The 25870-nt window shown below is 65.2% G+C and carries 23 protein-coding genes; 14 read left to right on the top strand and 9 right to left on the bottom strand.

Annotation, left to right across the window (positions count from 1 at the left end):
- The first annotated feature begins 123 nt into the window (after positions 1-123).
- Positions 124-1965 carry an AsmA family protein gene (locus GPJ75_RS18880; protein WP_163270138.1) on the top strand — a complete coding sequence of 614 codons (1842 nt, stop codon included), beginning with the start codon at positions 124-126 and terminating at the stop codon, positions 1963-1965.
- 44 nt (positions 1966-2009) lie between these two features.
- Here the strand turns inward: GPJ75_RS18880 and GPJ75_RS18875 are convergent, their stop codons facing one another.
- From GPJ75_RS18875 to GPJ75_RS18860, 4 genes are all read right to left on the bottom strand, one after another.
- Positions 2010-2816, bottom strand: a complete 807-nt coding sequence (locus tag GPJ75_RS18875; protein WP_163270136.1) for an ABC transporter permease — start codon at positions 2814-2816, stop codon at positions 2010-2012.
- A 1-nt stretch (position 2817) separates the two neighbouring features.
- Positions 2818-3729, bottom strand: a complete 912-nt coding sequence (locus tag GPJ75_RS18870; RefSeq protein ID WP_163270134.1) for an ABC transporter permease subunit — start codon at positions 3727-3729, stop codon at positions 2818-2820.
- Between the two features lie 9 nt (positions 3730-3738).
- Positions 3739-4875 carry an ABC transporter ATP-binding protein gene (locus GPJ75_RS18865; RefSeq protein ID WP_163270132.1) on the bottom strand — a complete coding sequence of 379 codons (1137 nt, stop codon included), beginning with the start codon at positions 4873-4875 and terminating at the stop codon, positions 3739-3741.
- Between the two features lie 74 nt (positions 4876-4949).
- Positions 4950-6047 (bottom strand): polyamine ABC transporter substrate-binding protein, encoded by a 1098-nt coding sequence (locus tag GPJ75_RS18860; RefSeq protein ID WP_163270130.1) that lies wholly within the window; start codon positions 6045-6047, stop codon positions 4950-4952.
- Between the two features lie 245 nt (positions 6048-6292).
- Between GPJ75_RS18860 and GPJ75_RS18855 the strand changes: the two genes are divergently transcribed.
- From GPJ75_RS18855 to GPJ75_RS18840, 4 genes are all read left to right on the top strand, one after another.
- Positions 6293-7270: an NADPH:quinone reductase gene (locus GPJ75_RS18855; protein ID WP_163270128.1), complete on the top strand. Its 978-nt coding sequence runs from the start codon at positions 6293-6295 to the stop codon at positions 7268-7270.
- Positions 7271-7500: 230 nt separating this feature from the next.
- Positions 7501-8376 (top strand): LysR family transcriptional regulator, encoded by an 876-nt coding sequence (locus tag GPJ75_RS18850; RefSeq protein WP_163270126.1) that lies wholly within the window; start codon positions 7501-7503, stop codon positions 8374-8376.
- 59 nt (positions 8377-8435) lie between these two features.
- Positions 8436-8633 carry a hypothetical protein gene (locus tag GPJ75_RS18845; protein ID WP_163270124.1) on the top strand — a complete coding sequence of 66 codons (198 nt, stop codon included), beginning with the start codon at positions 8436-8438 and terminating at the stop codon, positions 8631-8633.
- Entirely contained in the window at positions 8623-8922 is a 300-nt protein-coding gene (locus GPJ75_RS18840) for a type II toxin-antitoxin system RelE/ParE family toxin (protein ID WP_163270122.1), read from the top strand. Before GPJ75_RS18845 ends, GPJ75_RS18840 begins: the two co-directional genes overlap by 11 nt.
- A gap of 6 nt (positions 8923-8928) precedes the next feature.
- On the opposite strand, the gene GPJ75_RS18835 is transcribed toward GPJ75_RS18840, so the two are convergent.
- The gene (locus GPJ75_RS18835; RefSeq protein ID WP_163270120.1) at positions 8929-10353 is read right to left on the bottom strand and encodes a helix-turn-helix domain-containing protein; all 1425 of its coding nucleotides are present in this window, start codon (positions 10351-10353) and stop codon (positions 8929-8931) included.
- A 229-nt stretch (positions 10354-10582) separates the two neighbouring features.
- Between GPJ75_RS18835 and aceA the strand changes: the two genes are divergently transcribed.
- The 3 genes from aceA to GPJ75_RS18820 all read left to right on the top strand — a co-directional run bounded on the left by aceA (position 10583) and on the right by GPJ75_RS18820 (position 12893).
- Positions 10583-11872 (top strand): isocitrate lyase, encoded by a 1290-nt coding sequence (aceA, locus tag GPJ75_RS18830; protein WP_163270118.1) that lies wholly within the window; start codon positions 10583-10585, stop codon positions 11870-11872.
- 22 nt (positions 11873-11894) lie between these two features.
- Positions 11895-12140: an SMc00767 family acetate metabolism repressor gene (locus GPJ75_RS18825; RefSeq protein WP_159592911.1), complete on the top strand. Its 246-nt coding sequence runs from the start codon at positions 11895-11897 to the stop codon at positions 12138-12140.
- 297 nt (positions 12141-12437) lie between these two features.
- The gene (locus GPJ75_RS18820; RefSeq protein ID WP_163270116.1) at positions 12438-12893 is read left to right on the top strand and encodes a response regulator; all 456 of its coding nucleotides are present in this window, start codon (positions 12438-12440) and stop codon (positions 12891-12893) included.
- On the opposite strand, the gene GPJ75_RS18815 is transcribed toward GPJ75_RS18820, so the two are convergent.
- Positions 12890-13381, bottom strand: a complete 492-nt coding sequence (locus GPJ75_RS18815; RefSeq protein WP_163270114.1) for an Lrp/AsnC family transcriptional regulator — start codon at positions 13379-13381, stop codon at positions 12890-12892. The two genes, GPJ75_RS18820 and GPJ75_RS18815, sit on opposite strands and share 4 nt — an antisense overlap.
- A 128-nt stretch (positions 13382-13509) precedes the next feature.
- Here GPJ75_RS18815 and GPJ75_RS18810 point away from each other — a divergent pair, with 128 nt between their 5' ends.
- From GPJ75_RS18810 to GPJ75_RS18800, 3 genes are all read left to right on the top strand, one after another.
- A complete protein-coding gene (locus GPJ75_RS18810; protein ID WP_163270112.1) occupies positions 13510-14145 on the top strand; it encodes a LysE family translocator in 636 nt (211 codons plus the stop codon).
- Positions 14146-14257: 112 nt separating this feature from the next.
- Entirely contained in the window at positions 14258-15691 is a 1434-nt protein-coding gene (locus tag GPJ75_RS18805; RefSeq protein WP_163270109.1) for a glutamine synthetase family protein, read from the top strand.
- On the top strand, positions 15684-17006 hold the full coding sequence (locus GPJ75_RS18800) for an NAD(P)/FAD-dependent oxidoreductase (RefSeq protein WP_163270107.1): 1323 nt from the start codon (positions 15684-15686) through the stop codon (positions 17004-17006). Before GPJ75_RS18805 ends, GPJ75_RS18800 begins: the two co-directional genes overlap by 8 nt.
- Here the strand turns inward: GPJ75_RS18800 and GPJ75_RS18795 are convergent.
- The 3 genes from GPJ75_RS18795 to GPJ75_RS18785 are packed head-to-tail and all read right to left on the bottom strand — an operon-like array spanning position 17003 to position 21088.
- Positions 17003-18775 (bottom strand): SLC13 family permease, encoded by a 1773-nt coding sequence (locus GPJ75_RS18795; protein WP_163270105.1) that lies wholly within the window; start codon positions 18773-18775, stop codon positions 17003-17005. The two genes, GPJ75_RS18800 and GPJ75_RS18795, sit on opposite strands and share 4 nt — an antisense overlap.
- 42 nt (positions 18776-18817) lie before the next feature.
- Positions 18818-19564: an SDR family oxidoreductase gene (locus GPJ75_RS18790; protein ID WP_163270103.1), complete on the bottom strand. Its 747-nt coding sequence runs from the start codon at positions 19562-19564 to the stop codon at positions 18818-18820.
- A 48-nt stretch (positions 19565-19612) separates the two neighbouring features.
- Positions 19613-21088, bottom strand: a complete 1476-nt coding sequence (locus GPJ75_RS18785) for an aldehyde dehydrogenase family protein (protein ID WP_163270190.1) — start codon at positions 21086-21088, stop codon at positions 19613-19615.
- A 188-nt stretch (positions 21089-21276) separates the two neighbouring features.
- On the opposite strand from GPJ75_RS18785, the gene zwf reads away from it, so the two are divergent.
- Genes zwf through edd form a run of 3 tightly spaced genes read left to right on the top strand, consistent with a single transcriptional unit; the run spans position 21277 to position 25280 of the window.
- Positions 21277-22749, top strand: a complete 1473-nt coding sequence (gene zwf / locus GPJ75_RS18780) for a glucose-6-phosphate dehydrogenase (protein WP_163270101.1) — start codon at positions 21277-21279, stop codon at positions 22747-22749.
- Between the two features lie 3 nt (positions 22750-22752).
- Positions 22753-23469: a 6-phosphogluconolactonase gene (gene pgl / locus GPJ75_RS18775; RefSeq protein ID WP_163270099.1), complete on the top strand. Its 717-nt coding sequence runs from the start codon at positions 22753-22755 to the stop codon at positions 23467-23469.
- Entirely contained in the window at positions 23466-25280 is a 1815-nt protein-coding gene (edd, locus tag GPJ75_RS18770) for a phosphogluconate dehydratase (protein ID WP_163270097.1), read from the top strand. Before pgl ends, edd begins: the two co-directional genes overlap by 4 nt.
- Positions 25281-25870: the final 590 nt, after the last annotated feature.

Below are 25870 nucleotides of genomic sequence, written 5' to 3'. Positions count from 1 at the left end.
GCGAAGGGGCAAGCACGTGACAGTTAAACCCAGTTACAAAGGCTTGAAATAAAAGGCCCGTCGTTTAAACCCCTCCTAGGGAACTGGGGTCGGGGCCATTTTCTGCTCACCGGGCGAGGAAGTATGCCGGTACCGTTGGCGAGAAAAGGCGTTTTGGCCGCCGGCGTTGTTGTGGTCCTGGCCATACTCTTGGTGGTCGGGCTGCCGCTTGTCGCCTCGACGCAGATCGTGCGCGACGGCATCGCCTATCAAATGAGCGCGTGGAGCGGCTATCGCGTGCGGCTGGGCGACACGCCGGACATCCGCGTATGGCCCTTCCGTGCCGTGCTTCACGACGTGACCCTTTCCGACTGGAGCGAAGCGAACCCGCAGCCCGTGCTCGAGGCGGAAAAGGTTCAAGTCGACCTGTCGGCGCTGGCGGCACTTAGAGGCGAGATCGTCTTCACGAAGATGCAGCTTATCCAACCCGTCCTGCGGCTGCGCGGGCGGGAGGGCGCGTTGCGCCTGACGCCGCCGCAGAGTTGGGGCCGGCTCTCGCGCTCGGTGACGGCGGCACGGGAAGCGGTGGCTGCCGCACCCACCGAGCCGGACACCAGCACCCTGCCGTCCGATACCTTCGGCGAGGTGGAAGTCGTCGATGGGCGGATCATCACGCGCGTCGGCGGGCGCAGCCGGGACATCGTCACCAGTCTGGCAGGTACATTCAACTGGCCGGCGTTGAATCGGCAGGCCTCGCTCTCGGCGAAGGGCATCTGGCGCGGCGAAAATGTCGCGCTGCAAGCGGCGAGCACTCAGCCGCTGGTACTGCTCGGCGGCGGCAGCGCACCTGTCAATTTTTCACTGCAGGCCACGCCGGCAACGGCCTCTTTCACGGGCACGGCCAATTTTTCCGGCAAGAACTTCGTCGACGGTCAGCTCGACTTCTCCGCACCTTCGCTCAACCGCTTGGTGGAGTGGACGCATTCCGTCTCCCTGCCGGGAACCCGCGTCGGCCCCGTCACCGTCGCCGCCCGCGTGACGGGCGATATGAGCCGGTTGAAATTCGAGGGCGCGACTCTCGGTCTCGACCAAAGCACGGGCAAGGGTCTGTTGGACGTGAGCCTTGGGCCGGGCCGGCCGAGCGTCGTCGGCACGCTCGCCTTCGACACGCTCAACCTGCGCGCACTCCTGGATACGTTCAGCCCGTTTTCCCCCGACGCGCTGCCGGCGCAGACGGCGCCGCCGTCGCTGAACCCTGGTGGCTACGATTTCGACCTCCGCTTCTCCGCGGCAAGTGCCGGTTTCGATGCCGCCACTTTTACCGATGTCGCCGCCGCGGTGAAGGTGAAGGACGGGCTGTCGACCTTCGATATTTCAGACGCGACGGCCTTCGGCGGGACAATCCAACTCGGCGTGCGGGCCGACCGGACCAGCGGGAGCGAGGTGGTCGAAATCCGCATGCGCGGCGAAGAGATCGACATGGCTCAACTTGCCGAGACGTTCGAGGTCAAGCAGTTCGTTCCGCAGGCACGTTGCACGCTCTCGGTGGTGCTGAAGGGCACCGGGAATGATCTCGACGCCGTTCTGGAGACGGCAGATGGGAGCGTTTCGGCGACCTTTGGTCCCGGCAACGTGCCGGGTCTCAGCCTGGAAACTTTCCTCCAGCGCAGTGCGGAGGGCGATTTCTTCCCGCTCAGGGCAATGGGCGAAGGTGCGCTGCCGATCAGCCGCGCCGACCTCAAGGCGACCCTTTCCAAGGGCGTTGCAAGGATCGACCTGGCGGAGGCGTTCTCGGGACAACACCGGATTGGGCTCGACGGCCTGGTGCCCTTCGCCAGCCGTGGCCTGGCGCTCTACGGCACGCTCACATCGCTCGATGGTGCCGATCCGCGGTTTGAGTCGCCGCTGACGTTCTTCGTCGGCGGCTCGTGGCGCACGCCGTTCATCGCTTCGTTCCTTTCGCCGGCCAGGGGAGAGGGGAGATGAATAGACAGTAGGGCACGAGATGGACACAGCGTCTCCCGTCTGCCCTACTCTGCTGCCTCCCTCTGCCGCAACACATCCTGCCGCTTGTTTGCCAGCGAAGCCACAACGACGCCCACCGTCACGATGGCGATGAGAACGGTGCTGACGGCGTTGATTTCCGGCGTCACGCCCAGGCGCACCTGGCTGTAGATTTTCATCGGCAGTGTCGTGGCGCCTGGCCCCGAGGTGAAGCTGGCGATCACCAGATCGTCGAGCGACAGCGTGAAAGCCAGCATCCAGCCGGCGATGACGGCCGGTAGGATGACCGGCAGCGTGACCTGGAAGAACGCCTTGACCGGCGTTGCGCCCAAATCCAGCGCTGCCTCCTCCAAGGAGCGATCGAAGGTGATGAGCCGCGACTGCACCACGACGGCGACGAAGCACATGGAGAATGTGATGTGGGCAATGGTGACGGTGGCAAAGCCGCGGTCGAAGTTGATGGCGACGAACAGGAGCAACAGCGACAGCCCGGTGATGACCTCCGGCATGACGAGGGGTGCGAAGACAATGCCGGAGAAGAGCAGCCGTCCGCGAAAGCGGGTGTAGCGGGTGAGCGCCACCGCTGCCATCGTGCCAAGGACGGTGGCCACGGTGGCCGAGAGGAACGCGACGCGCGCCGTCACCCAGGCCGCGTCCATCAGGCCGCGATTGTTGAGCATGGCGACATACCACTTGGTCGAGAACCCAGCCCAGACGGTGACCAGCCGCGACTCGTTGAACGAATAGATGACGAGCAGGACGATGGGCAGATAAAGGAAGGCGAAGCCCAGCGCGAGGGCTACAACGTTGAAGCGTCCCCAGGTGCCTGCCATGTCAGCTCTCCTCTTCCCGCGCGCGGGCCTGGGCACGCTGGAAGTACGCGATGGGCACGACGAGGATGAGGAGCAGGACGACGGCCACCGCGGAAGAGACCGGCCAGTCGCGGTTGAAAAAGAACTCATCCCAAAGGGTCTTGCCGATCATCAGCGTGCGCGAGCCGCCCAGGAGATCGGGGATGACGAACTCGCCGACGGCGGGGATGAAGACCAGCATGCAACCGGCAACGACGCCGGGAAGCGAAAGCGGAAAGGTGATCTTCCAGAAAGCTGTAAGCGGCGGACAGCCGAGATCCTGCGCCGCCTCGATCAGCGAGTAGTCCATCTTCTCCAAGGCCGCATAAAGAGGCAGAACCATGAAGGGAAGGTAGGAATAGACGATGCCTATATAGACGGCACTCGTCGTGTTGAGGATGACGAGCGGCTGGTCGATGATGCCGAGGAAGGCGAGAAACTGGTTGAGCAGCCCTTCCGGCTTCAGGATACCGATCCAGGCATAAACGCGGATCAGGAAGCTGGTCCAGAACGGCAGGATGACCAACATCAGAAGCAGCGGGCGAAGGGCGGCCGGGGCACGCGCCATGCCGTAGGCGATCGGGTAGCCGACCAATAGCGTAAGCAGCGTCGAGACGGCGGCGATGACGAGGCTCGACAGATAGGCATTCACGTAGAGCGCGTCTTCGAAAAGCCACAGGTAGTTCTCGAAGGACAGGTCGCGCAGGTTGCGGACAAAGCCGGAGACCCCCTCCTCCAGCCCGAACACCGGCAGATAAGGCGGCATGGCGATCGCCGTCTGCGACAGCGAAATCTTGAAGACGATGAAGAAGGGAACGAGGAAAAAGACCAGAAGCCACAGATAGGGCACGGCAATGACTAAGCGGCTGCCGATCATGGAGAAAAGCCGGGCCATCTTCTTCCCCTACCTCGTCAGGACGACACCGGCATCGGCAGAGAAGGAAACCCAGGCGCGATCATGCCAGGTCAGCGCGTCCTCCAGCCGGCGGATGCTGTTGATGGTGCTCGCCTTGACGACGCGGCCGTCGTCCAGCTTGACGTTGTAGACGGTCATGTCGCCGAGATAGGCGATGTCCCATATCTCCCCGTCGAGCGCGTTTTCCGCGTCCGCCGGCCGCTCGCGCGAGATGCGAAGCTTCTCAGGCCGCACGGCCAGCCACACCGTATCGCCGGCGACAGCCGCGCCGGCATCCGCCACACTGAACTCCGCGCCGCTCCTATCCCTGATGCGTGCGGCGCTTCCGGCCTTCGTCACCGAGCCCTCGAACGTGTTGATCGAGCCGACGAAATCGGCAACGAAGCGGCACGATGGCGCCTCGTAGACCTCTGCCGGCGTCGCCACCTGCAGCACCTTGCCCTTGTCCATGATGGCGATGCGGTCGGCCATGGTCATCGCCTCCTCCTGGTCGTGCGTGACGACGACGAAGGTGAGGCCAAGCTCGCACTGAAGGTCCATCAGCTCGAACTGGGTTTCCTCGCGCAGCTTCTTGTCGAGCGCACCCAACGGTTCGTCGAGGAGGAGCACCTTGGGCCGCTTGGCGAGCGAACGGGCGAGCGCCACGCGCTGGCGCTGGCCGCCGGAAAGCTGGTGCGGCTTGCGCTTGGCGAACGGCTCGAGCTTGACCAGCTTCAGCATCCGGGCGACGCGCTCAGCGATCTGCGGCTTCGGCATGCCGTCCTGCTTCAGCCCGAAGGCGACGTTGGTCTCCACGGTCATGTGGGGAAAGAGCGCGTAGGACTGGAACATCATATTGACGGGCCGGCGGTAGGGCGGGATGCCCTTCATGTCCTGCCCGTCGAGGAAGATGCGGCCGGAGGTCGGCTGTTCGAAGCCACCCAGCATGCGCAGAAGCGTGGTCTTGCCGCAGCCCGACGCGCCGAGAAGAGCAAAGAACTCGCGCTCGTAGATCGTCAGCGACAGGTCATCGACGGCGGTGAAGTCGCCGAAGCGCTTCGTCACGTTCTCGAAACGGATATAGGGCTTCGCCGTCGGATCGGCCCACGGAGCGAACGTCCTTCGCGTGCTGCCAAGCGATGCCATCCCGCTTCCGCCTTCTGCCCGTCGAAAAGCTGCGGCCGGCCCGGCAGGTGGTGCCGGACCGGCGCCGGCTGAAGCTACTGCCCAGTGACGACCCTGGTCCACAGCCGCGTGACGAGGCGCTGTGTTCGCGGATCGTAGGGCAACGTCGTGTAGAGCTTTTCGAGAACCGCTTCGTCCGGATAGACAGCCGGATCGCCGATCACCTCCTCATCGAGCAATTCCTGCGAAGCCTTGTTGCCATTGGCGTAGAAGACATAGTTCGATGCCTTGGCAATGACCTCGGGACGCATGATGTAGTTTATGAACTCGTGCGCCTCCTCGACGTGCTGCGCGTCGGCGGGTATGGCCATCTGGTCGAACCACATCTGCGCCCCCTCCTTCGGGATGGCATAGGCGATCTCAACGCCCTGGTCGGCCTCGGCCGCGCGATCGCGGGCCTGGAAGATATCGCCCGACCAGCCGACGGCGAGGCAGATATCTCCGTTGGCGAGCGCGTTGATATATTCGGAGGAATGGAATTTGCGCACATATGGCCGTATGGAGAGCAGGAGTTCCTCCGCCTTTTCCAGATCGGCCGGATCGCGGCTATCGGGATCGAGCCCGAGGTGGTTCAACGCCGCGCGCACCATCTCCGCCGGCGCGTTGAGCATGTGGATGCCGCAATCCCCCAGCTTCGAGATCGTGTCGGGATCGAAGATTACTTCCCATGAATCGATCGTGTCGGTGCCGAGCGCTTCCTCCACCTTGGCCACATTGTAGCCGATGCCGGTGGTGCCCCACATGTAGTTGACCGAATAGGCGTTTTCGGGATCGTATTTCTCCGTGCGTTCGGCAATCATGTCCCAGAGATTGTCGATGTTGGTGAGCTTGGATTTATCCAGCTTCTGAAATACGCCGGCCTCGATCTGCCTGCCCAGGAACTCTGCCGAGGGTACCACCACGTCGTAGCCCGTGCCGCCGGCGAGCAGCTTTGTCTCCAGGATCTCGTTGGAATCGAAGACGTCGTAGACGACCTCGATGCCGGTCTCGGCGGTGAAGTCCTCGAGGATCGATTCGTCGATATAGTCGGACCAGTTGTAGACGTTGACGACGCGGTCCTGTGCCCCGGCACCAGTCGCGAGCGCCGCCGCGGCGATGGACACGGCGGAAAGCAGAGCGGCTTTTCGTATCATGAACGAGACTCCCATTTTTCGGCTTCTGTCGGCCTGTCTTCCCGCCCGGGCCGACCGGCTTTTGCGCCAAGCCTATTTTCGTTTTCGCAACGCGACAAGCGCGAAAATTCCCCAGGTGCGCGGCGAAGAGAATGGGGGACCTCAGACGGTAACGATCCTTCCACCATCGCCGCCCACCCCGCGGGCTCGGGCCTGTTCTTCCCGCGCCAGTCTGCTACAAATTTCGGCGGTGGAGGAAATGCACCATGAAAGCAGCCTGGTATGAGAAGAACGGACCGGCGCGCGCGGTGCTGGAGACGGGCGAGATGGCAACACCCGAGCCCGGCGCGGGCGAGGTGCGCGTGCGGCTCTATGCCTCCGGCGTCAACCCTTCGGACGTCAAAAGCCGCCGCGGCCGCGCGCTGATCGCCCCGCGCATCATTCCGCACAGCGATGGCGCCGGCGAGATCGATGCGGTTGGCCAGGGCGTGGCGCACGCGCGGGTCGGCGAGCGTGTATGGGTGTGGAACGGGCAGTGGAAGCGCCCCTTCGGGACCGCGGCCGAGTTCATCTGCCTGCCTTCCGAGCAGGCCGTCCCCCTCCCGGAAGGCATCGACTATGCCACCGGCGCCTGCTTCGGCATTCCGGCGCTGACGGCCGTCCAGGCCGTGCGGCTGCAAGGCAGCATCGCCGGCAAGACGGTGCTCATCACCGGCGCCGGCTCCTCCGTCGCCTATTATGCAGTGCAGATGGCCAAGGCCGCCGGCGCGCGCGTATTGGGCACGGCCTCGGCCGAGCGCGCCGCCCTTGCACGCGAGGCGGGAGCGGACTTCGTCATCGACTATAAGGCGAAGGACGTCGTCAAGGTGGCGAAGGACCTGACCGGCGGCAAGGGTGTCGACGGCGTCATCGACATGGATTTTTCCTCCACGGCGGCGCTCGTCGCCGATGGTCTCGTGGCGCCGCACGGAAAGATCGTCTGCTACGGCTCGAACGTCGCCGGCGACATTCCGCTGCCCTTCCCGGCCATGCTGTGGGGCAGCCTGACGCTGCAGTTCTTCCTGGTCTACGAGCTCTTGCCGGAGGAGCGCGCCGCGGCCCTTGCACAGCTTTCAGGGATGCTGCGGCAGGGCGCACTTCGGCACATGGTGGGGGCGCGCTTCCGGCTCGAGGAGATTGCCGATGCCCACGAGGCGGTGGAAAGCGGCGATGTCGTTGGCAATGTCGTCATTGATGTCGTCTGACGAGCCTGCCTAGACGCCGAGCGCCCTGCATCACCCGGCTTGGCGTGTACTGTTCGATATAGTCGTCGTTGGGCCGCCTCTCGAGTTGCTGCATCGTCCAAACGTGGTGGCAAAGAACCCATCCGCTCACGTAATCCATGGTCTCTTTTCTCCTTCTGTTTTTCACGAGCGGAGAATAGAGGTACCTTTTCCCTTTATCAGGCTTCGATTTCGCACTACCTTTTTCAACCATGAAAAAACTGAGTTGGGACGATCTGCGTATCTTCATCGGTGTGGCGCGCGGTGGCGGGCTGTCGCCGGCGGCCGCAGAGGCGGGCCTGAGCCCGGCCACCGTGGGCCGGCGCATGCTGGCGCTGGAGGAGGCGGCGGGCCGGCCGCTCTTCGTTCGCCGGCAGACGGGCTACACGCTGACGCCCGATGGGGAGGCGCTTTTCCAGCGTGCCCAAGCGATGGAAGCGAGCGCCCGGCCTATCGGCGAATGGCTCGCCGCCGAGGGCGCCCGGCCTGTCGTGCGCATCTCCGCCGGCACGTGGACGGCCAATTTCTTCGCCGCCAATTTCTCACGCCTGTGGACGCCGGACGACAATTTCCGCATCGCCTTCAAGACGACGGAAGCGAAGCTCGACATCGGCCACCGCGAAGTCGAGATCGGCATCAGGAACCACGCGCCCGAAAGCTCGAACCTGGCCGCGCGCAGGACGGGAGAGGTGGCGCAGGCACCTTTCCGGGCGCGCAACCAACCCCGGCCGGGGCGCGAAGACTGGGTGGCGATCGCGCCGGAGGACATTTCGACGCGCTCGGCGCGGTGGGTTGCCGAGCAGAAGGGCCTTTCAGTCGCCGCCTGGGCGAATACGCCGCGCACGCTCTACGACCTGATCCGCTCCGGCGTCGGCAAGGGGGTACTCCCCTGCTTCGCAGGCGACCGCGACCCTCTCCTGGAACGGGCGGGCGAGGAGATCGCGGACCTGCGCGAGGGCCAATGGGTCGTCATGCACAACGACGACCGCCACCGCCGTGAGGTGCGTATCGTCATCGACCGCATCGTAGACCTTCTCACCAGCCATGCGCCGTTGTTTGCGGGAGAGCGGCCGCTGGGGGCGGAGTAGGAGGCATTGTTCACTCGCTCACCCCGGCATGCTATCTTCCTCCCACAGGAGACCGTGCGATGAACCAGACGCTCAAGGATGCCCTGAGGGAAGTCGAAGCCTTGCCCGAGGAAGAGCAGGAGGAGCTTGCGCGCGCGCTCCTCAAAATGGCGGTGAGGAAGAGGATCGACGCCAAGCTGGCCGCTGCCAAGGCGCGCGGCGGCGCAACGCCCCATGACGAGTTCATGGCTGAGTTGCGGGCGCGCTATGGCGGTTGAAATCGTTTGGTCGGATGAAGCGAAGGAAGATATTCAAAGACTGCTTGATTTCATCGCCGCCGAAAACCTGACGGCTGCGGCGAACTATGTTCGCGGGCTGGAAGATGCTTGCCAGAAACTTGTCGACTTCCCACAGGCCGGGCGCCTCTACCGGGACGAGGCTCGCTGCATTGTCTTTCGCAATCACATCATTCTCTACAGCTATGAAGAGCAAACCGGCCAGGCGCTGATCTTGACCGTGGTTGACGGCAGGCGGGACTTGGACACCCTTCTTGTAGACCGACCGTAGCCTGCCTCACTGAAAATCAAACGCGCTCAGCCCCGTCACCATCTCGTCCAGCCCCAGCGGCCTTGTCACCGGCGGCTCGGCGCGGGCGAGGCAGCCGGGGCGCTCGCACAGCCTGCAGGCAGGGCCGACGGGGATCGGCGCCTCGGCAGCGGAGGCGGGAAGGGCCGCGCCGTAGACCAGCCGATCCTTGTAAGCGAGGTCGCAGGCCAGAAGGAGCGCGGTGCGGCGCGGACGCTCGTCGAAGGCCGCTTGCGGGCCCTCCAGCGTGCGCGCCAGCGTCAAGAACATCTCGCCGTCGGGCATTACCACGGCTTCCACCAACACCTGCTCCGGCTGAGCGAACGCGGCATGGTGGCCGAGCTTCGGGCAGCCGCCACCGAACCGGCTCGCCGGGAAGCCGCCCGCACCGGCGCGGCGCAGGCGGTTGCCCGCGTTGTCGACCTCCAGCATGAAGAAAGGCACGCCCGCCGCACCGTCCCGCGCAAGCGTCGTGAGCCGGCTGGCCGCCTGTTCGAACGATACATGGAAACGGGCCGCCAGCACCTCGATATCATAGCGTGTCCGCTCGGCGGCGGCGAGGAAGGCCTGGTAGGGCATCATCAGCGCATGCGCGGCATAGCGGCCGAGCTCGAAGCGCGCCAGCCGCCTCGCCTCGTTCGAGCCGAGCTTGAGGGCCTCGATCTCGGCCGCGACCGCCACCTGCATGCGGATGAGGCAAGCCTCCACGGCGATCTCGCGCAACCGGTCGGCCGCCGACAGCCGCTCGGAGACGAAAAGCCGCTGCGAGTGCCGGTCATAGCGCCGACGCCAGTTGGGCATGATGTCGGCCGGCAGCACGCGCACGGCGATGCCGTGCTCGCTTCTGAGCCAGGTTTTCAACGCGCCCGCCAAATCGTCGCCGGCCTCCAACACGCGGTGAAAGGCCTCCGCCTCCTCCTCCAGCGTCGGGAAATAATTGGCGCGGCGCTCGAATATCTCGCGCACCTCGTCGACCGGCAATCGGGTGGCGGAGATCGCCGTGGCGCGCCCCTCCCGCGCCAGCATTTCCGACAGATCGGACAACCTTGCGGCCTGCTCGCGGTAGGCGCGGTAGAGCTTGGCAAGCGCGGCGGCCGCGTTGGGCGCGGCTTCCACCACCTCCACCAGCTCGTGTTCGCCCGGCAGTTCCCCGGCAAGCAGCGGATCGGAGAACACCTCCTTCAACGCCGCCAGCGACGCTCCGCTTTCCCCCTGTAATTCTTCCGGGTCGACCTTGTAGACGGAGGCGAGCTTGAGGATGAGCTGCACGGTCAATGGCCGCTGGTTGCGCTCGATGAGGTTCAGATAAGAGGGGGAGATGCCGAGCCCCTCGGCCATCGCCGTCTGGGTCAATCCCTTGGCGTTGCGAATGCGCCTGATGCGCGCGCCGGCGAATATCTTTTGCGATGCCATGGCTTCCACACCCGCCTTTACAGCCTTTTACAGAGAAAGCGTGAAGACGTCTTGAGAAGGTTTTACTTCTTTTACAAATTTACCGAAACCGCTTGTGAAAGACAATACAGCCCCACCCGATTCCGGGCGATTATGGAACGGAATCTCGTGTGTTTCTGTGCAGTGCAGCGTAAATTTTGTCACAGGAGTTGGCCCAGCCACTCGATGAATGGCACTACGGAGACACTAGATGACGGATTTTTACAACCTCGTTCCCTCTGCACCCGAAGGTCGCTTCGACGGCATCGAGCGGCCCTATGGCGCCGATGACGTGCGCCGGCTGCGCGGCTCGGTGGCCATCCGTCACACATTGGCGGAGGAGACCGCCAACCGGCTGTGGCGGCTCATCGGCGAAGAGGACTTTGTCAATGCGCTGGGCGCGGTTACCGGCAACCAAGCCATGCAGATGGTGCGCGCCGGGCTGAAGGCCATCTATCTTTCCGGCTGGCAGGTGGCGGCGGACGCCAACACGGCCTCATCCATGTATCCGGACCAGTCGCTCTACCCTGCCAATGCGGGCCCGGAGCTTGCCCGACGCATCAACCGCACACTGCAGCGTGCCGACCAGATCGAGACCGCGGAAGGCAACGGCCTTTCCGTCGAAACCTGGTTCGCCCCCATCGTCGCCGACGCGGAAGCCGGCTTCGGCGGCCCGCTCAATGCCTTCGAGCTCATGAAGGCATACATCGAAGCGGGTGTCGCGGGGGTGCATTTCGAGGACCAGTTGGCGTCGGAAAAGAAGTGTGGCCACCTGGGCGGCAAGGTGCTCATCCCTACCGCACAACATATCCGCAACCTCACCGCCGCAAGGCTTGCAGCCGACGTGATGGGAGTGCCCACGCTCGTCATCTGCCGCACCGACGCGGAAGCTGCCAAGCTCGTCACCTCCGACATCGACGAGCGCGACCGGCCCTTCGTCGACTACGATGCCGGCCGCACGGTGGAAGGCTTCTACCACGTCAAGAACGGGCTGGAGCCCTGCATCGCGCGCGCCATCGCCTACGCACCCTATTCCGATCTCATCTGGTGCGAGACGTCCAAGCCGGATCTCGAGCAGGCCAAGCGGTTTGCCGAGAGTGTGCACAGGCACCACCCGGGTAAACCGCTCGCCTACAACTGCTCGCCCTCCTTCAACTGGAGGAAGAACCTGGACGAGCCCACCATCGCCAGGTTCCAGCGCGAGCTGGGCGCCATGGGCTACAAGTTCCAGTTCATAACACTGGCCGGCTTCCATCAGCTCAACTACGGCATGTTCGAGTTGGCGCGCGGCTACAAGCAACGGCAGATGGCCGCCTACAGCGAACTGCAGCAGGCCGAGTTTGCGGCCGAGGCGAACGGCTATACCGCCACCAAACACCAGCGCGAGGTGGGCACCGGCTACTTCGATGCCGTGTCCATGGCGATTTCCGGCGGCCAGTCCTCCACCACAGCCATGAGTGAATCCACCGAGCAAGACCAATTCCGCCCGGCGGCAGAATAGCAATCGATCGAGGAGAAACGAGATGAAACCGAACACCCGCGTCAAGGAGCGCGCAGACGAACAGGCCAGCGCCATGAACGGCGACCAACAGGCGATCGTGCGCATGATTGCCAACGATCTGCACCGCCTCAACCAGTCGGTGATGACGGCGGTCGAGGCTGGCATCTCCGTGGAACTGGTGCGCTCGGCGCGCCACCACGGCGGTGAAGGCAACTGGGGCGACCTGCTTGTGCCGGTTATCGTCACCAACCGCCTGGCGCGCGGCTAGAGCAATTTCAGGAAAAGTGGAGGCCGGTTTTCCATCCGAAATTGCGATAAAACAACAGTTTAGACAAGTTCATCGATTCCCTGAACGATGAACTTGTCTAGTCCATCGGCCTGATATCCCTGCCCCTGCCCCGCATGGCCTGCCATGCGGGGCGCATGTCGTCTGGAGGAGTGATAAACCTATCGTGAAGTGTACATGTCCGAACAGTTATACGTGTTGACAAGGCGGCAAAATGGCGAGTATGCCGCCCGCGTAACTCAACCGGGCATTGAACCCGGCTCCTAATGGTCATATATCATGAACAATCGGAATGCCGGACGAAGCAGCGCCGGAGGCCCTGGCCGCAGCCCTTCGAACGACGATCACGGCCCGAGCTCGAACCGGGTTCTCATCGTTTCCGACTCGCCGATAAACCGTATCGTCATCGCCCGCACCCTCGAGCGTATCTATCTGAAGCCTCAGGCCGTGGCCTCAAGCGCCGCCGTGAAGGCGCTAAACGACAGCCGTCCCGTGATGGTCATCATCGACGGCCCGATGCAAGGGGATGCGTTCGACGCGCTGCTGTCCGAACTGGACAGGCAGCGGAGCGCCTCCGAGCGCAACCTTCCCCGCACCGTCCTGATCGACGGCTCCGTCCAACGGAGCGACACGCCGCCCGCAGGGCTCATCGATGCCGTGGCCATCAAGCCCATCACGCCGGATGTGCTGCAGCCCGTCGTCGAGCGCCTCGTCAAGGATATCCGCGGAACTTAGTGCGCCTCCGCCGCCAGATGGTCGAGCGGCAGTGGCGCGCGGTCCTTGACCGTCTGGATGGCGAAATTGGAGCGAATGTCGCTGACAGCCGGCAATTTCAGGAGCGTGCCGAGCAATAGCTGCTCATAAGCCCTCAGATCCGGCACCACGACCTGAAGCAGGAAGTCCGCCTCGCCGGAAACGAGATGGCAGGAGATCACCTCCGGCAATGCCTGCACCGCCTCACGGAAGGCCGTGGCCTCTTCTTCGTGATGGCGCTCCACCTTGACGCCGACGAAGATGGTCAGGCCGAGCCCCACCCCCGCGCGGTCGAGCGCGGCGTGATAGCCGGTGATCATGCCCGCCTCCTCCAGAAGGCGCACGCGGCGCAGGCAGGGCGACGGCGACAACCCCACCTCCTCGGCGAGCTCCACGTTGGAAAGCCGCCCATTGCGCTGCAGTGCAGCCAGAATCCTGCGATCTATCGCATCCAGACTGATTTTTAGCATATTCAATCTCTTTTTTTGTATCTATCGGCATATCATGCCATAACATACCCATATTGATAGCATGTTCGCAAGGACATGCGCCGCCGCCTGTCGCTAGAATCGGCCCTAGACGATCGACGGAGGCCGCAATGCCGGAACTCACCCTCTTCGCCGGCGCGCTGGCGATTGCCTATCTGGTGCCTGGGCCGGACATGATCCTGCTCCTGCAGACCGGGGCGCTTAGCGGACGACGCCAGGCGCTTGCCACCACCGTTGGGCTTGCGGCAGCCAGGGCAATGCATGTGGCGCTCGCCGCTCTGGGGCTTGCGGCGCTCTTGAAGACTTCACCGCTCGTCTTCGAGGCCGTGCGCCTCGTCGGGGCGGCGTACCTCGCCTGGCTGGGCTACGGCATCCTGCGCGCCCATTCGCTTGTGCCGGTGGGGGAAACTGAAGCCGCGGCCGCCCCGACGGACGGCATGCGCCGGGCCGCCATTCGCGGCTTTCTCACCAATCTCCTCAACCCCAAGGCGCTGATCTTCTGCTCCGTCCTCCTGCCGCAGTTCCTGCGCCCCGATGGCGCGCCGCTTTCGGCTCAGTTCCTCCTGCTCGGCACGGTGCTGGTGGCGACCGGCATCGCCTTCGACGTCCAATACGCACTCGCCGGCGATCGCATAGGCGCCTTTCTCGCCCAACGGCCGTTGTTGCAGCGTTTGCAACGCTGGCTTTTCGGATCCCTCCTGGTCGGTTTCGGGGTCAGGCTAGCGCTGGCGGAGCGGCCGGTGTGAGGGGTGCGGGCAGCCGGGCCTTCCCGCAACGCGAGGCGAGAAGGGCGCCGCCCCCTTCCCTTCCCTTCCCCGCCGTCTATACTCCCGCATCCGAAGCGTTCCCTGGTGATTTATGCTGGACAACAAGAAGGCAAGCCGCAGCGTTGGGCGAAGCGGACGGGTTCGCACACCCGCGTTCCTGAAAAATCTGCGTGGGGTGAAGGGCTGGAAGGAAGCGACGGCCTGGCTGGAATGGCGCGGCATCGAGGATATCGAGTGCATCACGCCGGACCAGGCGGGCGTGGCGCGCGGCAAGATGATGCCGTCGAAGAAATTCACCTCCAATACCTCGCTGGCGCTGCCGTCGGCCGTGTTCATGGCGACGATCTCCGGCGAGTATCCGGAAAGCGGCAACGGCTTCGTCTACCCGGAAGACGACGGCGACCTGAAGCTCGTGCCGGACCTTGCCACGCTGTCGGTCGTGCCGTGGGAGAGCGACCCGACGGCGCAGGTGATCTGCGACCTGGTGCACCAGGATGGGCGCGTGGTCGAGTTCAGCCCGCGCAACGTGCTGAAGCGGGTGATGGCGAAATACGCCGAACACGGGCTGAAGCCGATCGTGGCGCCCGAGATCGAATTCTACCTGGTGCACAAGAACCCGGACCCGGACTACCCGCTCACCCCGCCCGTTGGCCGCTCCGGCCGGCCCATCGGCGGCGGCCAGGGTTATTCAATCGCCGGCGTCAACGAGTTCGACGAGCTGATCGACGACATCTACCATTTCTCCGAAACGCAGGGCCTTGAGATCGATACACTGATCCACGAGGAAGGCGCGGGGCAGCTCGAGATCAATCTGCGCCACGGCGACCCGGTGGAACTCGCGGACCAGGTGTTCCTTTTCAAGCGCACCATCCGCGAGGCCGCGCTCAAGCACGATACCTACGCCACCTTCATGGCCAAGCCGATCCAGGACCAGCCGGGTTCCGCCATGCACATCCACCAGTCGGTGGTGACGGCGAAGGGCGGCCGCAACGTCTTTTCCGATGAGAAGGGAGAAGAAACCGACACCTTCCACCACTTCATCGGCGGCCTGCAGCACCACGTTCCAAACGCGCTCATCATGCTGGCGCCTTACGTGAACTCCTATCGGCGGCTGACGCAGGGAAGTTCCGTCCCGGTCAACACGCGCTGGGGCTACGACAACCGCACCACCGCCTTCCGCGTGCCGCGCTCGGACCCGGCGGCACGGCGCGTGGAAAACCGCATTCCCTCCTCCGATGCCAACCCCTATCTGGCGCTCGCCGCGTCGCTTGCCTGCGGGCTCGTCGGCATCCTGGAAAAGACCGCGCCCGACGCGCCGGCGGGCACGGCGGTGAACCAGGACGAGATCGAACTGCCGCGCGGGCTCCTGGAAGCGGTGGCGCTGTTCGAAGGCGACACCGCGCTGCGCGACATCCTGGGGGAACCCTTCACCACCACCTACGCTGCGATCAAGCGGGCCGAGTTCGAGACCTTCATGAAGGTCATCAGCCCGTGGGAGCGGGAATATCTGCTTTTGAATGTCTGAGCTCTCGCCGCCTTCCGACCTTCAGCCTGGCGCCTACCAGTCTCCCGTCTCTCCCGGTTATTCCTGGTACGAGGCCACGGTGGGGGAACGGCCGGACTATGCGCCGCTCGACGGCGACATCGATGCCGATGTCGTTATCGTCGGCGGCGGCTTCACGGGACTGTCCGCCGCGGTGCACCTTGCCAAAGCGGGCGTGAACGTCGCGCTCATCGAGGCGCACCGGTTCGGCGATGGCGCCTCGGGCCGCAACGGCGGCCAGCTCGGCACCGGTCAGCGCGCCTGGGCGGAGGATCTGGAGGCCGATCTCGGCTTCACCCGCGCCAAGGCGCTTTTCGATGTGGCGGAGGAGGCCAAGGCGCACCTTCTCGACTTCACAGCGGCGAACGGCATCGAGATCGATTACGTGCCCGGCCAGATGTCGGTCGCGCACAAGGAGCGCTATCTTAACGGGTATCGGGCGCATGCGGAGATCATGGGCGAGCGCTTCGGCTATCCGCACATCACCTTCATGGACCGTGAGGAGACGGCAGCGCGGCTGGGTTCAACGCGCTATTTCGGCGGCACGCGCGATACCGGCACCGGCCACATCCACCCCCTCAAGCTATTGGTCGGGACGGCGCGGGCGGCGGCCTCCGCGGGCGCGAAGCTTTTCGAGCGAACGAAAGCGGGGAGCATAATAGCCGAGGCCGGAAAGGTGCGTGTCGCCACGCCGCGCGGAACGATCACCACTGAAAAATGCCTGGTGGCGACCAACGCCTATGGCGGCGACCTCGAGCCGGCGACGGCTGCGCACCTCATGCCCATCGGCTCCTTCATTGGCGCCACCGTGCCGCTCGGGCCCGACAGCCCGGTGCTGCCCGGCGGCGAGAGCGTCGACGATTCGCGCTTCGTGGTGCGCTACTTCCGCAAGTCGAAGGACGGGCGGCTTTTGTTCGGTGGCCGCGAGATCTACTCCAGGGGCGACCCGAAGGATATTCCCGCGCAAATCCGCCGCCAGATCGCCGAGGTCTATCCGTCCCTTGCCGATATCGAGATCACCCACGCCTGGGGCGGTTATGTGGGCATCACCATGCCGCGCCGGCCCTTCGTGCGCGAGGTGATGCGAGGCGTAATCTCGGTCGGCGGCTATTCCGGCCACGGCGTGATGCTGGCCAATTTCATGGGCAAGCTCTACACCGAGACGGTTGCGGGAAACCGCGACCGGCTGAAGCTCTTCGAGGAGCTGAACGTCCCACCCTTTCCCGGCGGCCGGCGCCTGCGCCCGGCGCTCCTCTTCCTGGCGCTCAACTGGTACGCGCTGCGGGATCGAATTTAGAGCGGCCAGAAGAACAGGATCGCCGGCACCCCCACGGCGATGATGATGATCTCCAGCGGCAGGCCCATGCGCCAATAGTCGCCGAAGCGGTAGCCGCCGGGCCCCATGATGATGGTGTTGTTCTTGTGGCCGATGGGAGTGAGGAAGGCGCAGGAAGCGGCAACCGCCACCCCCATCAGGAAAGGGTCTGGCGAGACATGCAGCGCCTGCGCGACGGACAGACCGATCGGGGCGGCAATCAACGCGGTCGCCACGTTGTTGAGGAAATCGGACAGCGTCATGGTGACAATCATGAGGACAGCCAGGATTGCCCAGGCGGGCAACCCGCCTGTCTGCGCGACGATCGCCTCGGCGATGAGGCGGGTGCCACCGGACTCTTCCAATGCCAGGCCGAGGGGGATGAGCGAGCCGAGGAGGACAATCACCGGCCACTCGACCGCTTCGTAGACCTCGCGTGCGCCGACGACGCTGAACAGCGCGTAGACGGCCACCGCACCGGCCAGCGCCACAGCGAGCGGGACAAACCCCATGACCGCCGCGGCCACGGCTACGGCGAAGACGGCGACGGTGAACAACGCCTTGCTCCGCTGGATAACGGTGTGGCGCTTCTCCGCCAGAGGCAGCACGCCCAGCCATTCCGCAGCGTCGGCGACGCGGCTTTCCGGCCCCAGGAGAAGCACCACGTCGCCGGGTTTGATGGCGAGGTTGCGCACGCGCTCGCGGAAGCGCTTTCCCTGGCGGGAAACGCCGAGCAGCGTCACCCCCCGACGGTAAAGCAGTCTCAAGTCGAGCGCCGTGCGGCCCGCCATGCGCGCGTTGTCGGGCACGATGGCCTCCACCAGCGTCAGCGACTTGCCGGTAAGGCCGCCATGCTTGTCGACGCCCGCCGGTGTGAGCCCCGCCGCGCCGATGAAGGACTCGATGGATTTCGGATCGCCTTCGAGGACCAGATGATCGTTCTTGCGAATCTCCTCGCCTGCCGCGAAGCCCGGCAGCCGCTTGCCCCGGCGCACCAGCCCGAGAATGGACACGTCACATTCATCGGCAAGGGGATAAAGGGCGGATGGCGATCGTCCTATGGCTTTTGAATCCTCCTTCACACTGGCCTCGGCGACGAACAGTCCGGTGTCGCCGCCCTCACCCAGGGCAGCGCGCTGACCCGTATCCGGGATCAGGCGCCAGCCAACGGTGGTGACGAAGGCTATACCGACAAGGGCGCAGGCGAGGCCCACGGGGGAGAAGTCGAACATGGAGTACGGCGCCCCCAGCGCGCGCTCGCGGAACTGGGCGACGACAATGTTGGGCGGCGTGCCGATCAAGGTGATCATGCCGCCGAGGATGGTGGCGAAGGACAGCGGCATGAGGGATTGCGAGACCGGCCGCTTCGCCTTCTCCGCCGCTTCCATGTCGAGCGTCATCAGCATGACGAGGGCGGCGACATTGTTGATGACGGCCGAAAGGGCGGCACCGACGACGGACATGATGCCGATATGGGTGGACAGCGAGCGCCCGGCGGACAGCACGAAGCGGGCGACGAGCTCCACCGCGCCGGCATTCACCATGGCGCGCGAGACGATGAGCACCAGCGCGATGATGATGACCGCCTCGTGGCCAAATCCCGCGAATGCCTGCTCCGTCGGCACCACGCCGCCGGCAACGGCGATGACGAGCGCGGCGAAGGCCACAAGGTCGTAGCGCACGCGCCCCCAGACCAGGAAAATGAAGACGAGGCCGAGCAGGCTGAAGAGAAAAATCTGTTCGTAGGTCATGGAAAGTGGCGACTCAGGATGGTGTAGCCCCACACCTGCCTATCAAATACAGCGCCCGCCATCCACCTCTAGCGCCACACCGGTGATGAAGGCGGCCTCATCGGAGGCGAGCCACAGCGCGGCATTGGCTATATCGAGCGGTGTCGAAAGGCGCCCGAGCGGGATGCTGGCTCGGAACAGGGCGCGCTTTTCCGGCGTGTCCTCGCCCATGAACTGGGAAAGCATGCCCGTCTCGCCGGCCACGGGACACAGGCAGTTGACGCGGACGTTCTTCGGCGCCAGCTCCACCGCCATGGACTTGGTGGCGGCAATCGCCCAGCCCTTGGAGGCGTTATACCAGGTGAGCCCCGGCCTGGGGCGCAGGCCGGCCGTGGATGCCGTGGTGATGATCGAGCCGCCGCCCTGGCCTTCCATGATGGGCACCACGGCGAGCGCGGCATAGTAGATCGCCTTCATATTGACGGCGGTGATGAGGTCGAAGGACTGCTCATCCACCTTCAGCATGTCGCCGTTCTTGTGCGTGAAGCCGGCATTGTTGACCATGATGTCGATGCGGCCGTGGGCATCCATCGCCGCGCCGACCATCGCCTCGATATCGGTCTTGATCGAAACGTCGGCGGCGACGGGCATGGCGGCCTCGCCAATCTCGCCGGCGACGCGCTCTGCGCCCTTGCCATTCAGATCGGCGACGATGACCTTCGCGCCTTCCTCGGCGAAGCGCTTGGCCATGCCTTCGCCGAAGCCGGAGGCCGCACCGGTTATGACAGCTACCTTATTCTTCAGTCGCACTTGGAGTTTCCTTCTGTTCGGGTGGCGCGAAGTGGCTTCCACATCCGGTTATCCGTGATTGAACACAATCGTCTTGGTCGCCGACATATCGTACAGCGCTTCAAAGCCCTTCTCGCGGCCGTGGCCGGATTTCTTGAAGCCGCCGAAGGGCAATTCGATGCCACCGCCGGCGCCGTAGCCGTTGACATAGACCTGTCCCGCCCGCACCCGCTTTGCCACCCGGTGCTGGCGGGCGCCGTCGCGCGTCCATAAGCCGGCCACCAGACCGTATTCGGTGCCGTTGGCAAGCCGCACCGCGTCTGCCTCGTCTTCGAAGGGGAAGAGCGAGAGGACGGGTCCGAACACCTCCTCCTGCGCCAAGGCCGAGGCGGGGTCCACCCTTCCGAAGAGGACGGGCGGAAAGTAGAAGCCCTCTTGCGGCGCCCCCTCGTGAACGCGCCCGCGCGCCAAAACCTGTGTGCCCCCCTCCTCCGCCGCGCGTACGAAGCCCTCCACCCGCGCCTTCTGCGCCGGGTTGATGAGCGCGCCGAGGTCGAGGTCGGCGTCGTGCGGACCGGCAAGGAGAGCGGAGAAGCGCGCGGAAAGGGCGGCGGCGACCTCTTCATAGACGGGTTTTTCTATCAGGATGCGGCTGCCGGCGGAGCAGGTCTGGCCGCCGTTCTGGATGACGGCGTTGACGAGCACGGGCAGTGCCGCCTCGATGTCCGCGTCGGCGAAGACGATCTGCGGCGACTTGCCGCCGAGTTCCATGGTCACGCCGCGGTTGTTCAAGGCCGCGGCCTTCTGGATGGCTGTGCCGGTGGCCGGCGAACCGGTGAAGGTGACGTAGTCGACCTCGCCATGGGCGGAGAGCGCTGCGCCCGCCTCGTGCCCATAGCCCGTGACGACGTTGAGGACGCCTTGGGGCACCCCCGCCTCCAGCGCCAGCTCGGCGATGCGGATGGCGGTGAGCGAGGCATCCTCGGCGGGCTTGGCCACCAGGGTGTTGCCCATGGCAAGCGCCGCACCGACGACGCGGGCGAGGATCTGCAGCGGATAGTTCCACGGGACGATGCCGGCAACCACGCCGTGCGGCTCGCGCAGGGTGAGTGCGGTGTAGCCTTCGAGGAAGGGGATGGTGTCACCGTGGATCTTGTCGGCGGCGGCGCCGTAGAACTCGTAATAGCGCGCAGCGGCCGCAACGTCGGCCTTGCCCTGGCGGAGCGGCTTTCCCGTGTCGCGCGATTCGAGCGCGGCCAATTCGTCGGCATTCGCGGCCACCAATTGCCCGAGCCGCGCCAGGCAGCGCCCGCGCTCCACAGCGGGCATGCGGCCCCACGGCCCTTCGTCGAAGGCGCGGCGGGCAGCCTTGACGGCCTTATCCACGTCCGCTTCGCCCGAGGCGGGGATGGAAGCGAAGGTTTTTCCATCGGAGGGGCAGACGACGTCGATTCGCCGGCCCGACAGCGCATCGGCGGACCCGCCGTCGATCACCTGCATGAAGGCGTGTCCTTCCGCGGCGGTTTTCGTCGTGTGGCTGCCCATCCATGTTTCTCCAGCTTGTATTGTGGCCATGCCGGCCTATCCTGCCCAACGCAAGTCCGCCTGGAAAGCCTGCGCCTCAATGTCCCTAAGTTAAGGCGCAGGGCAAGGATGCAAGTGCGGGCTGGCATTCTTAAATCGATTAGACTATGAGCCTTTCTCGACAGCGACCAAGTGCAGGCGGAACGACAATGACAAGCCAGACGATACCGGTCGAGCCTTTCGATCTCGTGGTCTTCGGCGCCACCGGCGACCTGTCGGAGCGCAAACTCCTGCCGGCGCTCTACCAGCGCGAGCGTGCCGGCCAGTTCTCCGAGCCGACAAGGATCATCGGCTCCTCGCGCTCCGAGCTCAGCGACGACCAGTTCCGCGCTTTCGCAAGGGAAGCGATCGGCACGCATGTGGCGAAGGAGGATATCGAAGAGGACGATCTCGCCCGCTTCCTGGAGCGGCTGTTCTATGTTCCCGCCGATGGCAGCTCGGGCAAGGGCTTCGACACCCTGAAGAAGAAGATCGGCGACAGTTCGCATGTGCGCGCCTTCTATCTTGCCGTAGCGCCCGGCATCTTCGGTAGCATCGTCGACAAGATCGACCGGCATGGCCTGGCCACGCCGGCCTCGCGCATCATCGTGGAAAAGCCGATCGGCCGCAGCCTTGAGACGGCCAGGGAGGTGAACGAGACGATCGGCCGCGTCTTCGACGAGACGCGGGTGTTCCGCATTGACCATTATCTCGGCAAGGAGACGGTGCAGAACCTGATGGCGCTGCGCTTCGCCAACGCGCTTTACGAGCCGTTGTGGAACTCCGCCCATGTCGACCATGTGCAGATCACCGTGGCTGAATCGGTAGGGCTGGAGGGCCGTGCGGACTACTACGACAAGGCCGGCGCCCTGCGCGACATGGTGCAGAACCACATCCTGCAGCTCCTGTGCCTGATGGCGATGGAAGCGCCTGCCTCCCTGGATGCGGACGCCGTGCGCGACGAGAAGCTGAAGGTCTTGAGGGCGCTCAAGCCCATCGATCCGCTCAACGCGGAAAAGCTGACCGTGCGCGGGCAGTACCGCTCCGGCGCCTCCGAAGGGGGAGCGGTGAAGGGGTATACGGACGAATTGGCGAGCGGGGCGAGCGATACGGAGACATTCGTCGCAGTAAAAGCCGAGATCGAGAACTGGCGCTGGGCCGGGGTGCCCTTCTATCTGCGCACGGGCAAGCGGCTGGCGGCTCGGGTCTCCGAGATCGTCATCGAGTTCAAGCCGATCCCGCACTCGATCTTCGGCGAGCAGGCGGGCCGTGTCTTCGCCAATCAGCTCGTCATCCGCCTGCAGCCGGACGAGGGCGTGAAACAGTGGCTCATGATCAAGGATCCGGGCCCCGGCGGCATGCGACTTCGGCATGTGCCGCTCGACATGAGCTTTGCGCAAGCCTTCGACGTGCGCAATCCGGATGCCTATGAGCGGCTGATCATGGACGTGATCCGCGGCAACCAGACGCTGTTCATGCGGCGCGACGAAGTGGAGGCGGCGTGGCGCTGGATCGACCCCATCGTGGCGGCCTGGGAGGAGCGCAGCCAGAATGTCCAGGGCTACACCGCCGGCACCTGGGGGCCGTCGGCAGCGATTGCGCTGATCGAGCGGGATGGCCGGACCTGGCACGAGAGCGTGTGAGCCATGAATGCTGAATGGCAGGAGTTCGCCTCCGGGCAGAAGCTGGCCGATGCGCTGGCCGATGCCGTGGCGAAACGCCTCGAGGAGGCGATTGCCGCGCGCGGCACGGCGGTGATCGCCGTTTCCGGCGGCAGCACGCCGCCGCCTTTCTTCAAGGCCCTGTCGCGCAGGAAGGTGAACTGGGCCAGGGTGACCGTGACGCTGGCGGACGAGCGCTTCGTGCCGGCGGCCTCCGGGCGCTCCAACGCGCGGCTGGTCACCCAGAACCTGTTGCAGAACGATGCGGCGCGGGCGGGCTTCATCGGCCTTTACCACGACCGCGACAGCGTGGAGGCGGCGGCCGAGGCGGCCGACCGGGTGGTGGGGGGCCTGCCGCTGCCGCTCGACGTTGCCGTGCTCGGCATGGGAACGGACGGGCATACCGCCTCCTTCTTTCCGGATGCGGAAAACCTCGGCGAACTGCTCGACGCCGCGGGCGGCCGCCATGTGCTGCCCGTGCGCGCGCCGAGCGCGGTGGAGCCGCGGCTGACGCTTTCCATGCCGCTGATCTGCAATGCGCGGCTGGTGGCGCTACATATCGAGGGTGTGGACAAGAGGCAGGTGCTGGAGGCGGCGCTTGCCCGGAGCGACGGCGCGACGCCGCCGATCCGCGCCGTGCTGGAGAACACCGTTTCGCCCGCGCACATCTATTGGGCCCCCAAAAAGGACGCCAAGCCATGACCGCAAGACGAGAGATCGAAGCCGTCACAGCGCGCATCCGCGAGCGCTCGCGAAAGACCCGCGAGGCGTATCTGGCGCGGGTGGACGAGGCGGCGGCGAATGGGCCGCACCGCACGGTGCTTTCCTGCGGCAACCTTGCGCACGGCTTCGCCGCCTGCGGACCGCACGACAAGGCCGCCCTTTCCGGCGACGTGGTGCCCAATCTCGGCATCATCACCGCCTATAACGACATGCTGTCGGCGCATCAGCCCTACGAGCCCTATCCGCGGCTCATCAAGGAAGCGGCGCACGAAGCGGGCGGCATTGCACAGGTGGCGGGCGGGGTGCCGGCCATGTGCGACGGGGTCACGCAGGGCCAGCCGGGGATGGAGCTTTCGCTGTTTTCGCGCGACGTGATCGCGCTCGCCGCGGCGGTCGGCCTGTCGCACAACATGTTCGACGCCGCCGTTTTCCTCGGCATCTGCGACAAGATCGTGCCGGGGCTGGTGGTGGCGGCACTCAGCTTCGGGCACCTGCCGGCGGTCTTCATCCCCGCCGGGCCGATGACCTCGGGCCTGCCCAACGACGAGAAGTCCAAGGTGCGGCAGCTCTTCGCCGAGGGCAAGGTGGGGCGCGAGGCGCTTTTGGAGGCGGAAGCCAAGTCCTATCACGGGCCGGGCACCTGCACTTTCTACGGCACGGCCAATTCCAACCAGATGCTGATGGAGATCATGGGCCTGCACACGCCGGGCTCCTCCTTCGTCAATCCGAACACGCCCTTGCGCGATGCGCTGACGAGGGAAGCGGCGAAGCGGGCGCTGGCGATCACCGCGCTCGGCAACGAGTTCACGCCGGCCGGGCGCATGATCGACGAGCGCTCCATCGTCAACGGCGTCGTCGGCCTCAACGCGACGGGCGGCTCGACCAACCACACGATCCACCTCATCGCCATCGCGGCGGCGGCCGGCATCAAGCTCACCTGGGCCGATATCGCCGAGGTCTCGGCCAATGTGCCGCTGCTGGCCCGCGTCTATCCGAACGGGCTTGCCGACGTGAACCATTTCCACGCTGCCGGCGGCATGGGCTTCCTGGTGCGCGAGCTGCTGGACGCGGGGCTCCTGCACGAGGACGTCCAGACGATCTGGGGGCCGGGGCTGAGGCCCTATGCTATCGAGGCGAAGCTTGGCAAGGACGGCACGGTGGCGCGCGAGCCGGCACCGGCCGTGAGCGGCAACGAAAAGGTGCTGGCGCCGGTCGCCAAGGCCTTCCAGCCGACGGGCGGCATCCGCGTCCTGAAAGGCAATCTCGGCCAGGCCATCATCAAGACGTCCGCCGTCAGGCCCGAGCACCGGGTGGTGGAGGCACCGGCGATCGTCTTCACCGCCCAGGAGGACCTGCAGGCGGCGTTCAAGGCGGGCGAGCTCGACCGCGATTTCATCGCCGTCATCCGCTACCAGGGGCCGAAGGCCAACGGGATGCCGGAGCTGCACAAGCTCACGCCGCTGCTCGGCGTGCTGCAGGACCGGGGTTACCGGGTGGCGCTGGTGACCGACGGGCGCATGTCTGGCGCCTCCGGCAAGGTGCCGGCGGCCATCCACGTGACGCCCGAGGCGCTGGACGGAGGGGCGATCGGCAAGGTGCGCGACGGCGACGTGGTGCGGCTCGACGCGGAGGCGGGCACGCTGGAGATCCTGGTGGAGGCGAAGGAACTTGGCCAGCGCGAGCCCGAGCCGGTGGACCTTGCCCACCGCCATTACGGCATGGGTCGCGAGCTCTTCGCCGGCTTTCGTGCGCTTGCCTCGCGGGCCGACCAGGGGGCGGCGGTTTTTTGAGGACTTTCTTGCCGCCGGCCGCATGGTGAAGTGAGCCCACAGCTATCCGTTGCCGCGCGGGGTTTGCCCGCCGGGCTATGTCAAAGAACGTGGGAAGCGGGGCGCGTTGTCCGTGCCACTCTATGGCGCGAAAAACGCGCCCCGCCGGCCGCTGTCCCGACATTCGACCGGTCTAAGGGTTCGTATTTGGCTCAGGACGGACACACGTAGTGAAGCGCCTTTTGCCCGAACCCCGCGGCTTTTCCGCGCCCTGCGCCTGTGGCGCCGGGCTCCGGCCTGTTCGCGGGCCCTCACATGCCTCCAGGTACCGTTCCTGGAGGGGGAGGCTGCCGCCGCCCTCCCCGTGTCCCCGGTCCGGACCAAGGTTCCCGTGAGGGCGATGGGGAGGATTGTAAGGGTGAGCTGAAGAGGGGGGATAAAATCCCGCGAAAAAGTTGGAGAAATTATTCGGAAGTGAGTGAAAACAATGGGTTGGCGGGAAAGAAAGCATCTTTGTCGCCACATTTTATCCCCGCGCGGGATGGCGCGGGTGGTTGGTGGACTTCTCGAAATGTCGGCGCCTCTTCGCGCGCCCCTCTGTCGTGAGCTTG

This window comes from Chelativorans alearensis (genome assembly GCF_010993735.1).
GTDB classification, from domain to species: domain Bacteria; phylum Pseudomonadota; class Alphaproteobacteria; order Rhizobiales; family Rhizobiaceae; genus Chelativorans; species Chelativorans alearense.
The sequence above is the reverse complement of the archived record's forward strand: the minus strand, read 5'-3'. Positions and strand labels throughout refer to the sequence as shown.

What these genes read in the sequence shown, in the direction of transcription:
- GPJ75_RS18805 (WP_163270109.1), top strand. Translation starts at nt 14,258, where the DNA reads ATGCTGGACAACAAGAAGGCAAGCCGCAGCGTTGGGCGAAGCGGACGG.
- GPJ75_RS18815 (WP_163270114.1), bottom strand. Translation starts at nt 13,381, where the DNA reads ATGCTAAAAATCAGTCTGGATGCGATAGATCGCAGGATTCTGGCTGCA.
- edd (WP_163270097.1), top strand. Translation starts at nt 23,466, where the DNA reads ATGACCGCAAGACGAGAGATCGAAGCCGTCACAGCGCGCATCCGCGAG.
- GPJ75_RS18880 (WP_163270138.1), top strand. Translation starts at nt 124, where the DNA reads ATGCCGGTACCGTTGGCGAGAAAAGGCGTTTTGGCCGCCGGCGTTGTT.
- GPJ75_RS18865 (WP_163270132.1), bottom strand. Translation starts at nt 4,875, where the DNA reads ATGGCATCGCTTGGCAGCACGCGAAGGACGTTCGCTCCGTGGGCCGAT.
- GPJ75_RS18835 (WP_163270120.1), bottom strand. Translation starts at nt 10,353, where the DNA reads ATGGCATCGCAAAAGATATTCGCCGGCGCGCGCATCAGGCGCATTCGC.
- GPJ75_RS18795 (WP_163270105.1), bottom strand. Translation starts at nt 18,775, where the DNA reads ATGACCTACGAACAGATTTTTCTCTTCAGCCTGCTCGGCCTCGTCTTC.
- GPJ75_RS18840 (WP_163270122.1), top strand. Translation starts at nt 8,623, where the DNA reads ATGGCGGTTGAAATCGTTTGGTCGGATGAAGCGAAGGAAGATATTCAA.
- GPJ75_RS18845 (WP_163270124.1), top strand. Translation starts at nt 8,436, where the DNA reads ATGAACCAGACGCTCAAGGATGCCCTGAGGGAAGTCGAAGCCTTGCCC.
- GPJ75_RS18850 (WP_163270126.1), top strand. Translation starts at nt 7,501, where the DNA reads ATGAAAAAACTGAGTTGGGACGATCTGCGTATCTTCATCGGTGTGGCG.
- GPJ75_RS18820 (WP_163270116.1), top strand. Translation starts at nt 12,438, where the DNA reads ATGAACAATCGGAATGCCGGACGAAGCAGCGCCGGAGGCCCTGGCCGC.
- pgl (WP_163270099.1), top strand. Translation starts at nt 22,753, where the DNA reads ATGAATGCTGAATGGCAGGAGTTCGCCTCCGGGCAGAAGCTGGCCGAT.
- GPJ75_RS18875 (WP_163270136.1), bottom strand. Translation starts at nt 2,816, where the DNA reads ATGGCAGGCACCTGGGGACGCTTCAACGTTGTAGCCCTCGCGCTGGGC.
- zwf (WP_163270101.1), top strand. Translation starts at nt 21,277, where the DNA reads ATGACAAGCCAGACGATACCGGTCGAGCCTTTCGATCTCGTGGTCTTC.
- GPJ75_RS18785 (WP_163270190.1), bottom strand. Translation starts at nt 21,088, where the DNA reads ATGGGCAGCCACACGACGAAAACCGCCGCGGAAGGACACGCCTTCATG.
- GPJ75_RS18855 (WP_163270128.1), top strand. Translation starts at nt 6,293, where the DNA reads ATGAAAGCAGCCTGGTATGAGAAGAACGGACCGGCGCGCGCGGTGCTG.
- GPJ75_RS18870 (WP_163270134.1), bottom strand. Translation starts at nt 3,729, where the DNA reads ATGGCCCGGCTTTTCTCCATGATCGGCAGCCGCTTAGTCATTGCCGTG.
- GPJ75_RS18860 (WP_163270130.1), bottom strand. Translation starts at nt 6,047, where the DNA reads ATGATACGAAAAGCCGCTCTGCTTTCCGCCGTGTCCATCGCCGCGGCG.
- GPJ75_RS18800 (WP_163270107.1), top strand. Translation starts at nt 15,684, where the DNA reads ATGTCTGAGCTCTCGCCGCCTTCCGACCTTCAGCCTGGCGCCTACCAG.
- GPJ75_RS18810 (WP_163270112.1), top strand. Translation starts at nt 13,510, where the DNA reads ATGCCGGAACTCACCCTCTTCGCCGGCGCGCTGGCGATTGCCTATCTG.
- aceA (WP_163270118.1), top strand. Translation starts at nt 10,583, where the DNA reads ATGACGGATTTTTACAACCTCGTTCCCTCTGCACCCGAAGGTCGCTTC.
- GPJ75_RS18825 (WP_159592911.1), top strand. Translation starts at nt 11,895, where the DNA reads ATGAAACCGAACACCCGCGTCAAGGAGCGCGCAGACGAACAGGCCAGC.